Source organism: Streptococcus sp. 2021WUSS126 (assembly GCF_044427255.1).
In the GTDB taxonomy this organism is placed as follows: Bacteria; Bacillota; Bacilli; order Lactobacillales; family Streptococcaceae; genus Streptococcus; species Streptococcus hashimotonensis.
Map to the genome: position 1 here is coordinate 1 of NZ_JAOTGI010000008.1, position 20,850 is coordinate 20,850.

At 40.9% G+C, this 20,850-nt stretch carries 18 protein-coding genes and 1 pseudogene; 9 read left to right on the forward strand and 10 right to left on the reverse strand.

The genetic code is table 11. The annotated features are described in order from the left end of the window. The coding region (locus tag ODU39_RS04785) for an IS110 family transposase (protein ID WP_398581435.1) at nt 1-940 on the forward strand (940 nt) is incomplete at its 5' end. 749 nt (nt 941-1,689) lie between these two features. Here the strand turns inward: ODU39_RS04785 and ODU39_RS04790 are convergent. Together ODU39_RS04790 and ODU39_RS04795 are read right to left on the reverse strand one after the other, a co-directional pair. After that, on the reverse strand, nt 1,690-2,784 hold the full coding sequence (locus ODU39_RS04790) for a LysM peptidoglycan-binding domain-containing protein (RefSeq protein ID WP_398580008.1): 1,095 nt from the start codon (nt 2,782-2,784) through the stop codon (nt 1,690-1,692). A gap of 394 nt (nt 2,785-3,178) precedes the next feature. Next, nucleotides 3,179-4,162 (reverse strand): Gfo/Idh/MocA family protein, encoded by a 984-nt coding sequence (locus tag ODU39_RS04795; protein ID WP_398580009.1) that lies wholly within the window; start codon nt 4,160-4,162, stop codon nt 3,179-3,181. An 84-nt stretch (nt 4,163-4,246) separates the two neighbouring features. On the opposite strand from ODU39_RS04795, the gene rnhC reads away from it, so the two are divergent. From rnhC to ODU39_RS04810, 3 genes are all read left to right on the forward strand, one after another. Further along, nucleotides 4,247-5,137, forward strand: coding sequence for a ribonuclease HIII (rnhC, locus tag ODU39_RS04800; RefSeq protein WP_172030294.1), 891 nt, complete (start codon nt 4,247-4,249; stop codon nt 5,135-5,137). A gap of 9 nt (nt 5,138-5,146) precedes the next feature. Further along, nucleotides 5,147-5,776 carry a signal peptidase I gene (lepB, locus tag ODU39_RS04805; RefSeq protein WP_024414336.1) on the forward strand — a complete coding sequence of 210 codons (630 nt, stop codon included), beginning with the start codon at nt 5,147-5,149 and terminating at the stop codon, nt 5,774-5,776. A gap of 205 nt (nt 5,777-5,981) precedes the next feature. Next, entirely contained in the window at nt 5,982-8,471 is a 2,490-nt protein-coding gene (locus ODU39_RS04810) for an ATP-dependent RecD-like DNA helicase (protein ID WP_398580010.1), read from the forward strand. A 167-nt stretch (nt 8,472-8,638) separates the two neighbouring features. Here ODU39_RS04810 and ODU39_RS04815 read toward each other — a convergent pair whose 3' ends face one another. The 5 genes from ODU39_RS04815 to ODU39_RS04835 all read right to left on the reverse strand — a co-directional run bounded on the left by ODU39_RS04815 (nt 8,639) and on the right by ODU39_RS04835 (nt 12,705). Beyond that, entirely contained in the window at nt 8,639-9,277 is a 639-nt protein-coding gene (locus ODU39_RS04815) for an endonuclease III domain-containing protein (RefSeq protein WP_192874229.1), read from the reverse strand. A gap of 47 nt (nt 9,278-9,324) precedes the next feature. Next, on the reverse strand, nt 9,325-9,816 hold the full coding sequence (locus ODU39_RS04820; protein ID WP_398580011.1) for a PfkB family carbohydrate kinase: 492 nt from the start codon (nt 9,814-9,816) through the stop codon (nt 9,325-9,327). A gap of 55 nt (nt 9,817-9,871) precedes the next feature. Beyond that, the gene (locus ODU39_RS04825; protein ID WP_398580012.1) at nt 9,872-10,234 is read right to left on the reverse strand and encodes a hypothetical protein; all 363 of its coding nucleotides are present in this window, start codon (nt 10,232-10,234) and stop codon (nt 9,872-9,874) included. A gap of 167 nt (nt 10,235-10,401) precedes the next feature. Beyond that, nucleotides 10,402-11,565: a DUF262 domain-containing protein gene (locus ODU39_RS04830; RefSeq protein WP_024415358.1), complete on the reverse strand. Its 1,164-nt coding sequence runs from the start codon at nt 11,563-11,565 to the stop codon at nt 10,402-10,404. Nucleotides 11,566-11,568: 3 nt separating this feature from the next. Continuing rightward, nucleotides 11,569-12,705, reverse strand: coding sequence for an adenine-specific methyltransferase EcoRI family protein (locus tag ODU39_RS04835; RefSeq protein WP_398580013.1), 1,137 nt, complete (start codon nt 12,703-12,705; stop codon nt 11,569-11,571). A gap of 340 nt (nt 12,706-13,045) precedes the next feature. Here ODU39_RS04835 and ODU39_RS04840 point away from each other — a divergent pair. The 4 genes and pseudogenes from ODU39_RS04840 to ODU39_RS04855 all read left to right on the forward strand — a co-directional run bounded on the left by ODU39_RS04840 (nt 13,046) and on the right by ODU39_RS04855 (nt 15,234). Beyond that, nucleotides 13,046-13,912, forward strand: a pseudogene (locus ODU39_RS04840) (IS1595 family transposase). A 40-nt stretch (nt 13,913-13,952) separates the two neighbouring features. Next, nucleotides 13,953-14,387 (forward strand): hypothetical protein, encoded by a 435-nt coding sequence (locus ODU39_RS04845; RefSeq protein WP_024416853.1) that lies wholly within the window; start codon nt 13,953-13,955, stop codon nt 14,385-14,387. A gap of 12 nt (nt 14,388-14,399) precedes the next feature. Next, the gene (locus ODU39_RS04850) at nt 14,400-14,684 is read left to right on the forward strand and encodes a hypothetical protein (RefSeq protein WP_024416852.1); all 285 of its coding nucleotides are present in this window, start codon (nt 14,400-14,402) and stop codon (nt 14,682-14,684) included. Beyond that, nucleotides 14,677-15,234, forward strand: coding sequence for a DUF6036 family nucleotidyltransferase (locus ODU39_RS04855; RefSeq protein ID WP_398580014.1), 558 nt, complete (start codon nt 14,677-14,679; stop codon nt 15,232-15,234). Before ODU39_RS04850 ends, ODU39_RS04855 begins: the two co-directional genes overlap by 8 nt. A 112-nt stretch (nt 15,235-15,346) precedes the next feature. Here ODU39_RS04855 and ODU39_RS04860 read toward each other — a convergent pair whose 3' ends face one another. The 3 genes from ODU39_RS04860 to dinB form a co-directional block, all read right to left on the reverse strand. After that, entirely contained in the window at nt 15,347-15,973 is a 627-nt protein-coding gene (locus tag ODU39_RS04860; protein ID WP_398580015.1) for an NAD(P)-dependent oxidoreductase, read from the reverse strand. Nucleotides 15,974-16,214: 241 nt separating this feature from the next. Beyond that, entirely contained in the window at nt 16,215-16,634 is a 420-nt protein-coding gene (locus tag ODU39_RS04865) for an Rrf2 family transcriptional regulator (RefSeq protein WP_398580016.1), read from the reverse strand. A gap of 42 nt (nt 16,635-16,676) precedes the next feature. Next, nucleotides 16,677-17,744, reverse strand: coding sequence for a DNA polymerase IV (gene dinB / locus ODU39_RS04870; protein WP_398580017.1), 1,068 nt, complete (start codon nt 17,742-17,744; stop codon nt 16,677-16,679). A gap of 315 nt (nt 17,745-18,059) precedes the next feature. Here dinB and pflB point away from each other — a divergent pair, with 315 nt between their 5' ends. After that, nucleotides 18,060-20,405: a formate C-acetyltransferase gene (pflB, locus tag ODU39_RS04875; protein WP_024383156.1), complete on the forward strand. Its 2,346-nt coding sequence runs from the start codon at nt 18,060-18,062 to the stop codon at nt 20,403-20,405. Nucleotides 20,406-20,850: the final 445 nt, after the last annotated feature.

A 20,850-nucleotide genomic window follows, 5' to 3' on the forward strand; every position in this document is an offset into this window, starting at 1 on the left:
ATGTGGCTACGAAGCCGGATGTCTTGGATTTACCCTATATCACCAGCTACAAGCTCACGGGATTCCCTGTATCGTGATGGCGCCTACAACGGTGATGAAGGAAGGATTTAAGCGTGTTAAGACTGATAAAAAAGATGCAGCTCAGCTCGCAAAAGCTCTGGCCTTTCGTAGCTATCGGCCTGTTCATATTCCTACTGTTGAGGATGAACAAGTCAAAGAATATATCCGCATGAGAACAGACCACAAAGTGGCTCTGAAGAAAATCAAACAACAAATTTTTGCCTTCTGTCTCCGACATGATTTTCGCTATACCGAGGGAAGCAGTAATTGGACACAGAAACATGTCCGCTGGCTCCATTCTCTAAATCCTAAGGGACTTTACGCAGAGATTTTGACAGAATACCTATTGACCTATGAGAAATTAGTAGATCAAATAGAACGGTATGATGCGCGAATTGAGCAACTGGGTCAAAGCGACAGTTATCAAGAGAAGGTCTCACGACTTTCTTGCTTTATTGGCATTAAAACACTAACTGCTCTTTCCATTGTGACAGAAATCGGTGATTTTAATCGCTTTGCGACAGCTCAACATTTTGCTTCTTATCTTGGGCTGACTCCTAGCGAAAACTCTAGTGGCGACAAGGAGAGAAGAGGTGCTATCACCAAAGCAGGTAATAGCCATGTAAGACGACTTCTGATAGAAGCTGCACAATCATTGGCTAAGGGAACTGTTGGGTATAAATCCAAAGAATTGAAAAGGAGACAAAGTGGAAACCGAGTGGAGGTGATTGCTTATGCGGATAAGGCTAATGAACGCCTAAGAAGACGTTATCGCACACTTGTTCTAGGAAAAAATAAGCAACAAAATGTTGCTAAAACAGCTATTGCACGGGAATTATCTGGTTTTATTTGGGGGATGATGACAGGAAGAATAGCTTGAAGTTAGCACTTGTTTTCATGTACACTTTTGACAATTAAGTTTTATCATCGCAGAGCGATGAAGAATCCCTACTTCTATCCAAAATCACTGGGTGAATTTGGATAGAAATAAGGATTGACATCATGTTTGAATGGAAAGTATCTTGAAGGAGTTTAGGACTTCAAGGTTTGAGTCATCTACGAAATGACTAAGTGGCACAATTGTGATCCACGCTTATAGAGAGTAGGACTCGCGGCAGAACCATTGACCTGTAGGTAACCAATCCACGAATATCAGAGTGGCCAATGCCCGAAGCTAAGAACTAGGCTCTTTCTAGATACTTTTCATTTTTTATCAGTTCGATTGTTTTTACTTGACAAAGGGCTTTACATATCAGTCATTTGAATTAACTTTGATACATCGTCACTTTCGGCTTGCCGTACTCTACGAAAGTGACTTGTTTCGCAAGCCTTATTTCCAACCTAGAACAGCCTCTAGGCTATTCTAGTTGCCTGTACCTCAGTTCCTTATCTGAAAGTTATACTCAATGAAAATCAAAAGTAGCCTAGGAAACGAAGTCGAAGATAGAACTCTGTTACTTTCTTATTTCAAGGTAACAGGCTGAAAACTTCCACTGGTGCTTTTCACTCATCAAGGCTCTTGACAACGGATAATTTTGATTTTCGAAGAGTATTAATTCATTCGACTATATTACTGCATATAAAGAAATAACCGTTTCAGATAAGGCTGAAACGGTTATTTTTGTAAGTCTAATTAAAAGATACATGCACATGATCGTAGTGGTTTTCTGTAACGCTACCACGGTCTGGCATCAGGTTCCATGTATAGGCTGGACCATAGATACTGTCATACGGCGCATAGAAGCGCTGTTTCCAAATGATGTAGTTGATATTTTTAGAAGCTAAGTTTGCAACTGCATAAGCTGCCACTTGATCTCCTAGAGCTGAGCTCTCAGGCACCATAAAGTCAATTGCCAGACCTTTACCATGGTCTCCTGAATCACCTGCACGGTAACCAGAGAATGAGGTAATACCAAAGGCATTTGCCACTTCTGCGCGGAAGGCTGCTACCTGAGGTTGCAAACCAACATCATAAGCACTTGTACTTGTTGTAGTGGTTGATAGGGCTGTCACTTGTGGAGTTTCAACTACAGGCTGTTCTACAACTTCCTCTAAAGGCGCTTCTACTGCAGGTTGTTCTACAACTTCTTCTACAGGTGCTTCTACTACAGGCTGTTCTACAACTTCCTCTAAAGGTGCTTCTACTGCAGGCTGTTCTACAACTTCCTCTACAGGCGCTTCTACTACAGGCTGTTCTACAACTTCCTCTACGGGTGCTGAGTCGGTAACTGATGAAATTTGATCCAAGGGAATAACCGTATCCTCAACCGTTACTTGATTGGTTGTTAGGTCAACAGTTGCCTGAACGGTCTCATTTGTGTTTCCCTGAACAGGAGCTTCAATCTCAACCTGAGTCACTTGATTGTTTTGGTCAACAGTCGTCGTCAGTACCGTATCAGGGAAAATCAAGTTGACATCTGCAATTTGATTCATTTTCGCCAGCAAGTCCATATCAATATTCATAGCTGAGGCGATGGCTGATAAGGTATCTCCATACTGAACAGTATAGGTCATCTTTCCTTCTTCTTGGACAATTTCTGGGCTAATTTCAGAAACAGTACGTGGAGCCCATTCGAGGGCTAAAACATTTGTCGAAATCATCCCTGTACTAAAGAGGGAAAGAGCCAATGAAGATGTGTATAACATCTTCTTATTGTTTTTCATAATGGGTGTTTTTCTCTTGCGACGCATATGTTGTGGTTTATTTGTTCTCTTACGTTTCATAATCTTATTCCTTCTTTATTTTTGAGATGGTTCTATCTTACCTAAATTAAATCTGAAAAACAAGCCTTCAACCCTTCTTTTAAATAAACTGTCTCCACTATGTAATCTTAGGACTTTTCTGTCACACAATCAATATAAATGTCATCTGACTGTCATATTATTAGATAATACTCAATGAAAATCAAAAACAGATTCGGAGACGCAGATGCAGGTAGAACTAACGTTTACCAAATCAAGTCAACAACGTCTGGATTTTCGAAGTGTCTTTCCCACTCCCTCGCTCGTCGAAGTAATAAAAGAAAAACTAAATGACGATAAAAAATGAGAGTAAGGCAGTAATCCAATAATTGGCTACTAGCTCACTCTCATTTCTATTTTCGGATTAGTCAAAACCCTACATTTCTTCAGGATAAACCAAGCCCCATTCTTTGCGGAGTTGGGTCATGATCTCCATGACATCTTGGGTGTAGGCTAGGTGCATGGTGTTTTCGATGCCTGCGACAGCTTTTTCCATATCCGCCACTTCATAAGAAAGAGCCTTGACTGTCTCGCCTGCTTCGATTACCTCTTGGCTACCATCTTCTGTGTAGGTAATGACTGCTTTCTGACCACGTGGGTACTCGTAAAGCTCGATGTAGCCTTTATCGTAGGCAATAGTACCACGTTTTGGCTGTTTAGCATGGAGGGTCAGGGCGATGGTCGCCATTTCTCCTGCATCATTGCTGAGCAAAATCCCTACCTGCTCGTCCACACCTGTCGGAGCTAATTTGACCTGGGACAAGACCTGGCTAGGCTTTTCCGTCATAAACCAACGTACAAAGGACAGAGCGTAGACACCAATATCCAAAAGGGCACCGCCTGCCAAGTTTTTATTGAAAAAGCGGTTGGTCATATCGTATTCCTTGTAGCTGCCAAAGTTCATCTGAATCATCTTCAAAGCACCCAGCTTGCCACTGGCAACAACTTGGCTCAACTGACGATAGATTGGCATGTGGAAAATGGTCATGGCTTCTGCCAGGATAACCTGGTTTTCTTCTGCCAGTTGAATGGCTTCTGCTAATTCTTCTGAATTAAGCGTAATAGACTTTTCACAGAGGACATGCTTTCCAGCCTTCAAGGCCTTTCTCAAATAATTGATATGGGTATTGTGAGGTGTAGAAATATAGATAATGTCTACTTCAGGATCCTCAAACACTTCATCGATTTCTCGATAAACTTTCTCGATGCCATATTTTTGCGCAAATTCCACACCCTTGTCATAGGTACGGTTGGCTACCGAATAAAGATTTCCTCCCATAGCCTGCAAGGCCTGAACCAATTCGTTGGCAATGACACCTGTTCCCAGAGTCGCCCATTTATACTTCATTTGCACTTCCATAGTGTACCTCACTTTCTTCTACCATTATAGTAAATTCCACCCTTTTCTGCACACTCTAACTAGCATTTGTGTTACAATAAGAACATGAATACCGTTGTACTAAAGGCATCTGCCCAGCAAAAACAAGCCATGATGGCTCACTATGACCGCTATCGGCAGACCAGCAAAAATCCTTACATAGAAGCATTTTTCAAACTGACCAGTGCCAGCCTGTCCATCTACACTTCTGGAAAAGTCGTTTTTCAGGGGGAAATGGCAGAGCAGGAAGCAGGGCTCTGGGGCTATGAGCCAGAAAACTCTGGACAGACGACCATACCTGGTCAAAACCTGCCCATGATTGGGACAGATGAGGTTGGAAACGGGTCTTATTTTGGAGGTTTGGCAGTCGTTGCTAGTTTTGTCCGCCCAGAAGACCATGCCTTTCTCAAGTCGCTTGGTGTGGATGATTCCAAGAAAATGACAGACCAAAAAATCTGCCAAATCGCCCCTCTCTTAAAAGAGAAAATCCCCCACCAAGCTCTGCTATTGTCACCGAAAAAATACAACGAAGTCATCGAGCAAGGCTACAATGCAGTATCTGTCAAGGTCGCCCTACACAATCAGGCTATTTTCCTACTCTTGCAAAAGGGTGTCCAGCCTGAGAAGATTGTCATTGACGCCTTCACTTCCAGTCAAAACTATCAAAAGTACTTGAAGAAGGAAGCCAATCAATTTGCCAACACCGTCACTCTAGAAGAAAAGGCTGAGGGCAAGTATCTGGCTGTGGCAGTATCTTCTATTATTGCTAGAGCTATGTTTTTAGAAAATCTTGTCCAGCTTGGTCAACTAGTTGGGATGAATCTGCCGTCTGGTGCGGGCAGTAAATCCGACCAAGTCGCAGCAAGCATCTTAAAACAATATGGCATGGCTGGTCTCAACCAAACTGCCAAACTCCACTTTGCCAATACGCAAAAAGCACAAAAATTATTGAAATGAGGAAAAAATATGGGAGCAATCCAAAAAACAAAACGCTCACCACTAGTCGCCTTCTTAGCTGAATGGGGCATCTTTTTACTGTTTATGGTAGCTTTTTTTGCCAGTCGTTACTTTATCTGGAATCCTGTCTCTGTCGATGGCCATTCCATGGACCCAACGCTTCAACACCAAGAAAAACTCATCATGCTAAAAACGACCTCTATCGACCGCTTTGATATTGTTGTAGCCAGCGAAACAGACAGCGATGGCAAGGAAAAACTGATTGTCAAACGTGTGATTGGTATGCCAGGTGACACTATTCGCTACGAAAACGATGTCCTCTATGTTAACGACCAAAAAGTGGACGAGCCTTACTTAGATGAATATCTCGCTGCATTCCAGAAAGATAAACTTCAAGAAGTCTATTCTTACAACAAACAATTCCAAGCTGTGGCCCAATCTGCTGAAGCTTTCACACAAGATGCCAATGGTTACGTAGACTTTACCGTGACAGTCCCAGAAGGACAATACTACCTGATGGGAGATGACCGCCTTGTCTCACTAGATAGTCGTAGTGTAGGAACATTTTCCCGTGAAAACATCAAAGGAGAAGTTGTCTTTCGCATGTGGCCTCTCAATCGTATTGGGACTGTTGATTAATACAAACAAGTTTGGAGCAAAAAGCACAGTACCACTTCTCAGAGTTCGTGTCAACATCCCAGCGCAGTGGTTGATTGGCAGATTTATTCGTGTTTTACACTCAAAATCTGACCTAATCAACTGTGCGGGGGTGGGAAGACGAACTCTTTTTGGTCTATGCGAGTTCTTTCCCACTCCCTTTTCATTATTATTGGAACTAAACTCTATGAACGAAGTGTATTTTACCGGTACTATTGACCGGATTATTTTTGAAAATCCTAGTAATTTTTATAAAATCCTTCTCCTTGAAATCGAGGAGACAGACGCAGACTATGATGACTACGAAATTATTGTGACCGGAACGATTGCCGATGTCATTGAAGGAGAAGACTATCGTTTCTATGGCAATCTGGTCACCCATCCCAAGTATGGTCAGCAGCTGCAAATTTCTCGCTACGAACGTAGCAAGCCTACCTCAGCTGGTCTGGTTAAGTATTTCTCTAGCGACCATTTCAAGGGAATTGGACGTAAAACAGCTGAAAAAATCGTTGAGCTCTATGGCGAGGATACCATTGATAAGATTTTAGCTGAACCTGAAAAACTGACCCAAATCACAGGCCTATCCAGCAAGAACATGCAGGCATTTGTGGAGAAACTCCGCCTCAATTATGGAACCGAGCTGATCTTGGCAAAACTAGCCGAGTATGGCATTCCCAATAAATTGGCCTTTCAAATCCAAGACCAGTATAAGGAAAAAACACTTCAGATTATTGAAGAAAATCCCTATCAACTGGTCGAAGATGTCCAGGGCCTCGGCTTCACCATTGCCGATAGGATTGCGGAAAACCTGGGAATTGCCAGCGATTCCCCCCAACGCTTTCGGGCAGGTATGCTCTTTAGCCTCATTCATCGCTCCATGGAAACAGGCGATACCTATGTGGAGGCCAGAGACTTGCTGGAAGCAACCCTTGAACTGCTGGAAAAATCCCGCCATACAGAACTGGACCCTGTCGCAGTTGCTCACGAGTTGACAGGACTGATTGCAGACGACAAGGTACAGCAAGAAGGCACAAAGATTTTTGACAACAGCCTCTACTTTGCCGAACATGGTATCCATAAAAACTTGACCCGCCTGATGGGGAAAAATGACTTCAAGCCCTTCCCACGCGCAGACGTTGAGGCTGCCATAGCAGAGCTGGAAAGTATGTCCTCCCTTACCTATGATGACATTCAAAAAGAAGCCATTGTCCAAGCCATTACCAATCCGCTTTTCATTCTGACAGGCGGACCAGGGACAGGAAAAACTACGGTTATCAACGGTATTATCGCGGTCTATGCCATCTTGCATAAGATTGACCTGACGCGCAACCGAGAAGAATGCCCTGTCCTCCTAGCCGCTCCAACTGGACGAGCAGCCAGACGGATGAATGAATTGACAGACCTGCCTTCCGCCACCATCCACCGCCATCTCGGTCTGGTAGAAGGACAGGAAGAATCCTACCGTGATGATTATTTGGATGCCGACTTTATCATCGTGGATGAGTTTTCTATGGTAGATACTTGGTTGGCAAACCAGCTCTTCCAGAACATCTCCTCCCAGACCCAAGTTCTGATTGTCGGCGATGCGGAGCAATTACCTTCTGTCAGCCCCGGTCAGGTCCTAGCTGACCTCTTGAAAATTGACAAGCTACCCAGCATCACTCTAGAACGCATCTACCGTCAATCCGATGATTCGACCATTGTTACCCTAGCCAGCCAGATTCGCCAAGGAGCTCTGCCTAGCGATTTCCGTGAGAAAAAGGCTGACCGCTCCTATTTTGAAGCGCAAAACGAACAAATTCCAGCCCTGATTGAGCGCATTGTCGGCGCAGCTATCAAGTCAGGTATTCCTGCAAACGAAGTACAAATCCTCGCTCCCATGTACCGTGGTGCTGCAGGTATTGACCAACTCAACACCATGACCCAGGCCCTGCTCAATCCACTGGAAGAGGGAGAGTTAGAATTCCTCCATAACGAGCAAGCCTTCCGCCAAGGCGACCGGGTCATTCATCTAGTCAACGACGCCGAAGCCAATGTCTTCAATGGCGACTTGGGCTACATCACCGACCTCCTGCCTGCCAAGTACACCGACTCCAAGCAGGACGAGATTACCATCAACTTCGACGGTAGCGAGGTCACTTATCCCCGTAACGAATGGTACAAAATCACTCTGGCCTATGCCATGTCCATCCACAAGTCCCAAGGCAGCGAGTTCCAGGTCGTTATCCTTCCTATCACTCGCACCAGCCACCGTATGCTCCAGCGCAATCTGGTCTACACCGCCATCACCCGCTCCAAGAGCAAGCTCATCCTCCTGGGCGAAATCTCCGCCTTTGACTACGCCGTCAAAAACGCTGGCACCGTCCGCAAAACCTATCTGGTCCCACGTTTCCAAGGGGAAATGGCAGAGCAGGAAAGCAAGGAAAGCCTGATTAAAAAAGACGAAAGTAAAACAGCGGCAACCACACAAACCCAGCCCCCTACTCAGCCAGACAGGAAAGAACAAGTTAAAGTAGTCAAAGAAAACAACCAACAACTGTCCCTTCTTGACCAAGACCAGCCAGAAAAAACAAGTCCCCAACCCACAGAATACATTTTGACTGTAGACAACCTGCTAACCATTGACCCCATGATTGGCATAGATCAGGCAGATATTGAAGAGTTTTTTAAAGCATAAAAACCAGCAAGTCAGTAGATTTGCTGGTTTTACTCTTCTATAGTCGTTTCGTTTGCTTATTAGTACAAGGCAACAATATGCTGGCTACTTCATCAATCCAGTGGAGTGTTTGAACTCGGAAATAAGACTTCCTCGCTCTTCGTAGTAATAAAAAATACACTAATGGACTATATCATCAACCATGATTCATCAAGCTGCCCCTTTGTTAATCTGAACTGCTTGCCATGTTCATCAATCAGTGCATGAAGCTCCTGAGCGTCTTTTACCGACCAATCTTTTATCTGCTCTGTAAATTCCTGTCTCAAACTCAAATAATCCTTAGACTGACTAAGTCCTAACCGATTAAATAGTCGAAGAGCATATTGATCCGCCACAAAAACACTTCTTCGACACAAATAGAGCAAAATAACATCCGCAGTTTCATTGCCAACCCCCTTCAAGCTCAACAGCTCTTTTCGGAGTACTGCTGTCTCAACACTATCTAGGCGAGAAAAATCTCCATCGAACTGATTGGCCCACTCAACCACTGACCGAATATAAAGGGACTTTTGCTTGAAGAATCCTGCTGGGCGAATGCGTTCTTGTAAATCCTCCACAGGCATCTCTAAAAGCGAATGAATTGTCAACCGTCCCTCCAACTGTTCTAAAGCACGCTTGGCATTTGCTTCCGTTGTTTGCTGAATAAGAATCATAGATACCAAATCCTTTATGGGATTTTCATCGTTCCACCAGTGAAATTCACCATATCGCCGTTTTAAATTTTGATAAAGAACCGTCAACTGTTCCACTACTATCCCCCATCTCACCTTGTTTCTCCTTGCCATTATAGCACGATGAGTAAAGGGATACAATACTACAGTTCCTCTAGTAATATTGTATCTACAATCGCTTCAAACTGCTCTGCTTCAACCTCTGGAAAATAATTCAAACAATTGGCCGTTGCAAAGGCTGCCGCTTCTTTCAAAAAGATTTCTGGGGCTTGACCTCGACTGATTCCCTTGACTAGCAAGCCCAGGTAGAAATCCCCTGCTGCAATCGGATTACGCGTTTCTTTCTTTGGAGACTGGATACGGAAGAAGCGCTGACCAATCTTAGCTAGACTACCCTTGTCTCCCATGGTAATGATGATATTCTCATGAGGAGTCACTTCTTTCAGGATGCCTAAAATAGCTTCAGGGCTTTCCTCATCCAGTTCTGGATAAATATCTTTCAGCTCTTCATTATTGATTTTGATAAGGGCTGGTCTAGCTTGATAAGCCGCACGTAGAGCCGGTCCACTGGTGTCCACTATGGTCAGCACCTCTGGGTATTTTTCAATAAACTGCTGAATATAGTCATCCGGCATCCCCTTCATCAGACTGCCTGAAAAGACTAGGATGTCGCCAGCTTGCAGGCTATTTTCAATCTGCTGAGTGAAAATCCTCTGTTAGTTCAAAACCTTTTTCATAAAATAGTACTACATCGCCTGTACTGGTTTCAACATAGATATTACACGTCCGAGTATTCTGGCTATTTTCAACCACGCGCAGGGTATTTCCACCATCAGCATTAAGCTCCTGAATATAGCGACCAATCTGACCACCCAAAATAGTATGAATGATGTAGTCTGTCACACCGTTTTCACGGAGGGCATAGGCCACGTTAAAGCTTTTTCCACCAGGATAATCCCTCACTTCCGTCGGTCTCAGGGGAATATTCTTTTCAATTTTTTCAACAAGTAGCGTACGGTCCAGAGCTGGATTGGGACAAATCAAGTGAATCATATCGGTCTCCTTTTCTCTTTTGTTTATATTATTATACTATATGTGAACAAAAAATAAAAAGATAATTCCTCGATGGGAACTATATATCTGTTTACACTACCCACAATATGTAGTATTTCGACAACATCAAGAAAGACGACTTCCAAATTAGGAAATCGTCTTTTATGCTACTTATTTCCTTTTGCTCTGTTGTGTGTTTTACAGAGCATTTCACAATTTGACTTATCTGTGCTACCACCTTTGCTCCATGCTTTAACATGGTCAGCATCCATTTCGGTAATTTTCCATATTCTAGTTTTATTATTGTTTGTTCCCAAGGCACATAATGGGCAGTTTGATAGATGTTTAGCTTTAGCCTCTTCAGTTTGAATCTTGTAAATTTCTTGTTTGACTGTTTCAGGAAACACACGGATATTCAATAATTTTGTATCTTGCTTTCCCCCAAGTAGATACTCATAAATGTCCTTTTTGCTTCCAACAAAGCCGTCTAATAACAAACTTTCTACATCCCTATTTAGTTCCTGAATGTTATATGATTTAGCATGATACCGCCTATAAAGTTTACCCCAATCCACTTTTTTCATTTGAGGGTCTATTGAGCTGAATAAGCCATTTATCCATTCAATGACTGATGAGAAATACCTTTTCAGTTCTATAATGTTGTCATCTTTACGATGTACACTCATATAATGCTCTATTTCTCCATTCGATACCCATTCTAAGGCTTTGTTTAAGTAACCTTGTCTATTGACCTCTGCTTTTATATAAGTTGACCATTTGCTAATATTCGCATTACTTGAATTGCTGAACTCTTCTCTGGCTAATGTCACGAATTGCCCAGAATAGATAGCATTCAGTAGCTCCTGCTCATTAAGTGATACTCCTGCTATATTGATAGTCTTAAACCATTCCTTGATTTCACTTTCTTCTCCTTCACAAACATAAATAGTCAATTTGGTATTCATAATTTTTTCTTGCAAATCTTCTGCTAAACTACTGAAGTAGTACGGAATACCATCTTTATCTGTCAAAGCAAATTTATTCGTTACGAAACGACCAAAGCTAGTAATTCTCTGTTGTCCATCTAAAACTTCGTACATTCCGTCTTTTGTCTTAACAAAATAGATTAGCCCAAGTGGATAGCCTTTTAAAATAGAATCAATTACTGCGACATCCTTGACACCATCAGCATAAATATAGTTACGCTGGTATTCTGGTTGGATGACTAGTTGTCCATTCCACCCAAACAGTCCTTTTCCTTCATATTCGTTATAAATGAAACCTTCACAAATATTTCTTATTGTCAAATCAGTATTGAGAGTAGTTTTCATGATTTATACCCCTTTTCTTTTGATAATAATTCTGGCATAAGGAACAACAGGAAACCCATTTTTATCTAAGAAGTATAAATCTCCATCGGCAGTTCCACGTTTTTGGATTTCTTTCCTATATTTCCTATGTTCGTCAGTATAACCTCTAACTCCAATTTCAATTCCTGAACTAGATATTCCCAATCCGATAATTTCAAATTGTTCTGGGTTAAACTTATCTAAGAATGTGATAGGAACTCCCATATAACCGTCAAAATCAGAAGGTATTGCCATTGTAAAAGGTACTTCAATAGCATCGTAGTTGTAATATTTTGGGTAATTTTGGGTATCAAACTCACGCAACTTTTTGATTAGCTTCGTGTTAAATTTTAGATTATCCGCTTCAGTCATAAGTTGAAGAGGTTGATGTCTCCTGCCGTGTTCAATATTAGTAAACCACATCACACCAGAAACCCTTATTAAATCTTTCTTTCGTTGTGAAGAAGTAGCTAAATCCTCATAAGGACTCATAAAAAAACCAACGTTACCTTTAAAAGGTTTGCCTAACCATATCTTATTATCCTTTATATAAGAAAAAACATCTTTGTAAGTAATAGCATTTTGATGACCGATAATTGCAAATTCTTTTTTACCATCCATTATCCATTTTATGAACTCCCTAAATAATGAGAACGGCGGATTTGTTACAATAACATCAGCTTCATCTCTTAACTTAATAACTTCATCGCTATTAAAGTCCCCATCGCCCTCTAAATATTGCCACTTTAAATTTGAAATATCTACTTTTGATTTACCGACTTTAGACAGGGTGAAAATCTTTCCTCTGCTGTTCGTTTTATCTTTATCAAAATGTGGTGATTCTGTTTCAAAAAGACTTAACTGACCAAACTTTATTGTTTTTCTGTCGTTCGCAAAGCTCGTGCTAATGAGTTTTTTCAACCCTAAAGATTCAAAATTTTGTGCAAAATATCTTGTAAAATTACTCCATTCAGGGTCATCACAAGGTAATAGAACGGTTTTATTTTGAAATACTTTAGGATTAAATTCTAAAAAAGCATTCATCTCATTTTCAATATCTGAATATCTAGTATAAAATTCATCCTTTTTCTGTAATTTAGCATTATGAAGCGAGGTAGCCATTACACCACCTCGCTTTTTGGTACAACAGAAAAAACTTCTCCACAAAAATGTGAAAAAGTCTGTTTTGATGCTTGACAAAAAAGCTGAACGGCTACATAATCAGCTGGATTGGATTGGATTGGATTGGATTGGATTGGATTGGATTGGATTGGATTGGATTGGATTGGATTGGATTGGATTGGATTGGATTGTTGTCATGTTTATCTCCTTCCTTATATAACAATACTATTATACCATAAAAGGCAATTTTTGAAAAGAGTTATATCTTTTTTTACACCGTTTTATCGTTTTTTGTATCATTTGTGATATAATGGTTTTAGAATAAAGAAGGAGTAGAGAAATGTTAGGTGAATTTAAATCATTGTATGATTTGATGAATGCTTTTCCAAACGATTATTACTGTGAGCAACATTTAGAAAAAATTCGTTGGAATGGTTATGTAGTCAGTCCTTTTGATGAAACATCTAAAGTCTATAAATGCAAGAATGGTAAATACAGATGTAAAAACACTGGCAAATATTTTAGCGTTAAAACGGGTACAATGTTTGATAATACTAAAGTTTCTCTTCAAAAATGGTTTATTGCCATTTGGATGGTGACATCCCACAAAAAAGGCATTTCTTCTGTTCAACTTTCAAAAGACATCCATGTTACTCAAAAAACAGCTTGGTTTATGTTAGAGCGTATTCGTAGATGTTTTGGTTCAGAAAATAGTAATGAATTGGATGGGACTGTAGAAGTAGATGAAACCTATATCGGTGGTAAAAATAAGAATCGCCATAACTCAAAAAAAGTTAAAAATGCCTAAGGTCTCTCCCTAAAAGATAAAATCCCAGTTGTTGGTATGGTTGCACGATAAGGAAAATTGAATACTTATAAAGTAACCGATACAGGCACAAAAACTTTAACAGAACAAATCGTAAAATTTGTGAAAGACGCTGCCCAGCTTTACACTGATGAATGGTTAGGTTATAATAAAGTTGCGAAAATGTACGACCATGCTTTTGTAAATCATGGTGCTCGTGAATATGTAATTGATGATGTTTATACACATACGATTGAAGGTTTTGGGGCAGGTCTCAAACGTGGTGTACTGGGAATCTACCATTCTTGGTCTAAGAAATATCTACAAGATTATGTAGATGAGTTTGACTTCCGTTATAATACCCGAAGCATGGCTGACAACGACCGTTTCAATCTTCTATAGTCATCTTCAGAAGTTCGTACTACATACAAGGAGTTAGTCCATGGATAAACTACATGCAGAAATGGAGCGAACAGTTTCTAAAACAATTGATAATAAGCTAGTAGATTATCAAATTTCTCTCTCTGATAATTTTTACACCAAATATCTTAGTTACTATGACTGCCCTTACACTCAGGAAGTAGTTGAATCACACCGAAAATTTTTCCAAGACCTATCCTATTATGCGATTTATCAAAAACTTGGAGAAGTCACAAAAATTAGCATACAAGCTCGACTTTCTGAGTTAGATACTTTAGTAGATATTTCAGATAATAAAGATGAATTTGATACTTTCTTTTACAAAAAGTTTCAGTTTAAACTACCTGAGATTCCATTTGAGGAAGAAAAGTTAAAACTTTCCAGTTTTGATTTAAAATTGCAACAGGCTCTAAATTATAATCCTAAAGAAGATGAGCGGCTGAGAAAAAGAAGATAAGGAAGGTGCAAGATGAATTGGTATGACTACATGATAACGGCATCAGAGCAGTCACGGTTTAATGCTAGTCACTGGTTTCGCTATTTGCGAAAAGTTATTTTTGAAGACTATTCTTATTTGACGGAAGAAGATGTTGAAAAGTTACTAGGTTCTAAAGAACTAACAGATTTTCAAAAGGTCAGTTTGAAATATGCTATTCAAGAGCATACACCAACACATGAATATGTGGTTTCATTAAATAAACCAGCCAAATTAGCCAATGTACAAAAAATGATGGAGAAATACAGACATGGATAAAATGAAACCTGTTTTTGAAGCCTTGAACCAAGAGTTGGCTCAAGCCAATCTTCATTTAACCATTATTTGTGTTGGTGGTTATGTTTTAGAGTATCATGGTTTGCGAGCTACACAAGATGTAGATGCTTTTTATGAAGAAAGTCAGAAAATCAACGAAATTATTGCTCGTGTAGGGCAACGCTTTAATTTGAATACTGACGAAGAACTATGGCTCAATAATAATGTGGCAAACATGAACAGACAGCCACCATTACATTTGTGTGAGACCCTATATTCATTCGAAAACTTAACTGTTTTAGTTGCTCCAATTGAATACGTATTGGGTATGAAGATGGTTAGCACAAGAGAGCAGGATTTGAAAGATATTGGAGCAATTATCAAATACAAACACTTCCGTTCTCCGTTTAATACCTTTGATGGTTTGAAGAAAATGGGGTTTGATTGCATTGATTTCTCCGTTCTCCTAGAAGGCTTCAGTCATGCCTATGGGATGGACTGGCTAGAAGAATTTTTTAAAGAAAATCAGGATAAACTGAGAAGATATTATTGATAGTCAAGATAGAAGAAAAGACGATTTCCTAGTTTGGAAGTCGCCTTTTTTGATGTTTTCGAAATACTACATATTGTGGTTAGTGTAAACAGATATATAGTTCCTTGTTTTTTTATGCAAATACGGAAATTCGTTCCTGCTGGTAACCACCTTTTTCAGCAATGTCAACCAAAGCCACAGCATAGTCGGCATAACTAATATAGCTTTCACCTTGGGTATTGACTTGGAAAACCTCGCCAGCAATAGTGTAGACACCTGTCTTTGAGCCTTCTGCATCAAAATCGGCTGCAGGGCTGATATAGGTCCAGTTGATAGCTGTCGCCTGACGATAGAGGTCTAGACCAGCACCCATAGCCTCAGCGATTGGTAGGTATTCCGCAGGGAAATCTGGTGTATCTTTCAGCATAGCTGTCTGGCTCTCGTCTAAATAAAGACTGCCTGCACCACCAACTACTAAAAGACGAGTTGGACTACCAGCAAGGATGGTCGCTAGATGCTCCGCAAGACGAGCGTGACCCGGCACGGTTTCTGATGTCCAAGCACCAAAAGCATTGAATACTACATCAAAGCCTGCCAAGTCTTCCTTGGTAAGAGCAAAAGCATCCTTTTGGATCACTTCTTGGGCTACGCTCTTGTTTTCAGAACGGACAATAGCCGTCACCTGATGACCACGTTCTACTGCTTCCTTTGCAATGGTTTGACCTGCTTGACCATTCGCCGCAATAATAGCTATTTTCATATTGATACCTCACTTGTTTTTTGTTGTAATAATCACATTTACAACACGAGTATAAATTATTTTCGTTGTAATGTCAATGGTTACAACTAAAAAATTTAAAAAAATCATCACAAGGATGATTCACTAACTAGTCTTGTAGTGCTAGTGCAACATGCTACAGACTACTTTAATAGTCCAGTGGAGTGTTTGAAGGAGGAAATAGGGAAACAAAGTTTCTCCTTACATCGACCTAATAAAACGACTATAGTTCCGCTAAGAGATCAGCAAGCCTTGTCTTAGCAAGTTCATTTTCCAAAGCCGACTGAGCATTTTCTAAACGGATATCTAGCAGGGGATGAATATTGCGGCCTACTTGGCAGTTTGGATTGGGTTGCTCATGAAAAGCGAATAATTGACCTTTTTCTCCAAACAACTCCACAGCCTGATAGACGTGCAAAAGTGTAATCTGGTCTGGAGCCTGTGCCAAGCGAGCACCTCCAACACCACGCGCTACTTCTACCAGACCAGCCTCCTTGAGTTGGGACAAAATATTTCTTATAATGACAGGATTAACCCCGACACTGCCTGCAATGCTAGTACTGGTCTGTTTTTCTTTTTCTCCTTCCAGAGCCAAGAGAACCAAGATATGGCTGGCAATGGTAAATCTACTTGAAATTTGCATCTCTTCTCCTTTTTTTCAGTCTATCATAGACTGAAACAGAACTCAAGTTTGAAAATTCGTCACGGTCACACCCAGCAAGCGAATCCCTTTTTCAATCTCTCCAATTTCTTCAATTAGTTGACGAACCTCTTTCTCAATCGTTTCCGTCTGGTCCGTATACACCTCTAGACTATGACGTTTCGTCAAGGTAGAAAAATCACCATAACGTACCTTTAAAACAATTGTTCGCCCCTTTTTTCCATTCCGCTTCAAACTAGCTGCGACCCGTTGGCAGAGACTGATTAGCTCTTTCAGGACATCCTCCTCCCGATAAAGAAGTTTGCGATAGGTTCTTTCCTTTCCAATTGACTTACGAACACGGTCCACTTTAACGGGCGAATTAGAAATGCCCCTCGCTTTCCGATAAAGGTCGAAGCCAAAACGCCCAAATCTATCTATCAAAACCATTTCTGGTACATCTAGCAAATCTTGCCCCGTGTAGACCCCCATCTCATGCAGGCGTTCCACCGTCTTCTTCCCCACACCGTGAAATTTTTCAACAGGCAGGGAGGCGAGAATACTAACAGCATCTTCAGGTAGAATCAAGGTCAAACCGTGCGGTTTTTCCATATCAGAGGCAATTTTTGCCAAAAATTTATTATAGGAAACACCTGCGGAAGCTGTCAGATGCAATTCATTCCAAATATCGTATTGGATAAGCTTGGCAATCTTAACCGCAGAGCTGATACCCAACTTATTTTCTGTTACATCCAAGTAAGCCTCATCGATAGACATGGGCTCCACCAAATCAGTATAGCGATGAAAAATTTCTCGAACCTGTCGCCCAACTTCCTGGTATTTTTCATAATTGCCAGAAATGAAAATCGCCTGAGGACAACGCTCATAGGCCTCTTTTGAGGACATCGCTGAGTGAATACCAAAGGCACGCGCCTCATAATTACAGGTAGACACCACTCCTCTACCGCCAGATAGTCTTGGGTCAGCCCCAATGATAACAGGTTTGCCCTTCAAAGCAGGATTATCCCTGACCTCAATGGCAGCAAAAAAAGCATCCATATCTACATGAATAATTTTTCTAGATAAATCATTGATTAAGGGAAAAATTAACATGACTGCCTCTTCCTGTTTTCAAGTTTAACTCGCTATATTATACCGCATTTCTTAGGAAGTTTCAGCCTTTAAATTTGTTGAACCAGCCATCTTACCAATACAATAAACGACAGCTTATCACCTTATTACAAATGTAAGCAGAAATTTATTTTGAAAATACCAACTCTATCTTTCAAGTTTTTTCATATTCCTTGAAAGGTTTTTCATTTATTTTCAAGTATTTTTGTCTTGAAGAAAGTGTTTTCAAATGGTATAATAATAACATGTTGGTATTGATACCAAGTCGATACCCAAAAGCATAAAAGGAGAACCCTCATGTCAACAAAAGTTAAAACAAAAAATGTTGCTGAAGACATTTTCGCCCAAGCCTGGGAAGGCTTTAAAGGTACAGATTGGCAAGATAAGGCAAGTGTAACACGCTTCGTTCAAGCCAACTACACTCCATACGATGGAGATGAAAGCTTCCTCGCAGGCCCAACTGAGCGTTCACTTCATATCAAAAAAATCATCGAAGAAACAAAAGCTGGCTACGAAGACACTCGCTTCCCAATGGACGTAGATCGTGCTACTTCTATCGCTGATATTCCAGCAGGTTTCATCGATAAAGAGAACGAACTCATCTTCGGTATCCAAAACGATGAGCTCTTCAAACTCAATTTCATGCCACGTGGTGGTATTCGTATGGCTGAAACAACTCTTATCGAAAACGGCTATACTCCAGACCCACTCCTTCATGAAATCTATACAAAACATGCTACAACTGTAAACGACGGTATCTTCCGTGCCTACACAGCTGACATCCGCCGTGCTCGCCACTCACACCACGTTTCTGGTCTTCCAGATGCATACTCACGTGGTCGTATCATCGGTATGTACGCTCGTTTGGCACTTTACGGTGCAGACTACTTGATGGAAGAAAAAGTAGCTGACTGGAATGCGATTACTGAAATCGACGAAGAATCAATCCGTCTTCGCGAAGAAATCAACATGCAGTACCAAGCATTGCAACAAGTTGTACGCTTAGGTGATCACTATGGTGTTGATGTTCGCAAACCTGCGATGAACACGAAAGAAGCTATCCAATGGACAAACATTGCTTTCATGGCTGTTTGTCGTGTTATCAACGGTGCAGCAACTTCTCTTGGTCGTGTGCCAATCGTTCTTGACATCTATGCAGAACGTGACTTGGCTCGTGGTACATTTACTGAGGCTGAAATCCAAGAATTTGTTGATGACTTCGTATTGAAACTTCGTACAGTGAAATTCGCTCGTACAAAAGCCTTCGACGAAATCTACTCTGGTGACCCAACATTCTTGACAACATCTATGGCAGGTATGGGTAACGACGGTCGTCACCGTGTTACTAAGATGGACTACCGTTTCTTGAACACACTTGACAACATCGGTAACTCTCCAGAGCCAAACTTGACAGTTCTTTGGTCAGACCAACTTCCATATTCATTCCGTCGCTACTGTATGGCAATGAGCCACAAACACTCTTCTATCCAATACGAAGGTGTGACAACAATGGCGAAAGATGGTTATGGTGAAATGTCATGTATCTCTTGCTGTGTATCTCCACTTGATCCAGAAAGCGAAGACCAACGCCACAACATTCAGTACTTCGGTGCTCGTGTTAACGTTCTTAAAGCTCTTCTTTCAAGCTGGAACAACGGTTACGATGATGTTCACAAAGATTACAAAGTATTCGACGGTGTTGAACCAAATACATCTGAAGTCTTTGACTACGACCAAGTGGTTAAGAACTTTGAAATCGCCCTTGACTGGTTGACTGACACTTATGTAGATGCCATGAACATCATCCACTACATGACTGACAAGTACAACTACGAAGCAGTTCAAATGGCATTCTTGCCAACTCACCTTCGTGCTAACATGGGCTTCGGTATCTGTGGTTTCGCAAACACTGTTGACTCATTGTCAGCAATCAAATACGCACAAGTTAAACCAATCCGTGACGAAGATGGCTTTATCTACGACTACGAAGTAACTGGTGACTTCCCACGTTATGGTGAGGATGATGACCGTGTAGATGACATTGCGAAATGGCTCATGGAAGCATTCTTCTCTCGCTTGAACAAGCATAAATTGTACAAGAATGCTGAAGCTACTGTATCTATCTTGACAATCACTTCAAACGTTGCTTACTCTAAACAAACTGGTAACTCTCCAGTTCACCGTGGTGTATTCCTCAATGAAGATGGTTCTGTGAATACTACTAAAGTAGAATTCTTCCCACCAGGTGCTAACCCAACTTCTAAAGCTCGTGGTGGCTGGTTGCAAAACTTGAATACTCTTTCTAAACTCAACTTCAAACATGCCAACGACGGTATCTCATTGACAACTCAAGTTTCTCCAAAAGCGCTTGGTAAAACATTCGATGAGCAAGTAAACAACTTGGTAACAATCCTTGATGGTTACTTTGAACAAGGTGGTCAACACGTGAACTTGAACGTTATGGACTTGAACGACGTTTATGACAAGATTATGGCAGGTGAAGATGTTATCGTTCGTATCTCTGGATACTGCGTAAACACTAAATACCTCACTAAAGAGCAAAAAACTGAATTGACTCAACGTGTCTTCCACGAAGTTCTTTCAATGGACGACCACGCTGCAGAAGTTTCAGGACAAGCTTAATCAAACAAACACAAAAGGACTTGCAATGCAGGTCCTTTTTACTATATCGAAAAATCTTCTGAGTGCTACGGAAAGATAGTTATAGTCTTTTAGTTTACTTTTAGTACTAGGCAACGAGCTGCAGACAGCTTGTACAGTCGAGTGACTGTGCAAGGTTGGAGATAGCACTTGCGGAGCAAGTCACCCCTGCAGAGTACGGCAAAGCGAGTTCAAATACTCCAGTGGAGTGTTTGAAATTGGAAATAAGGAAACGATGTTTCCTCGATCGTCGAAGTAATAAAAGAAAAACTAAATGACTGATATATACTCAATGAAAATCAAAAGTAGCCTAAGAAACGAAATCGAAGATAGAACTCTGTTACTTTCTTATTTCAAGGTAACAGGCTGAAAACCTCCACTGGAGCTTTTCACTCATCAAGGCTCTTGACAACGGATAATTTTGATT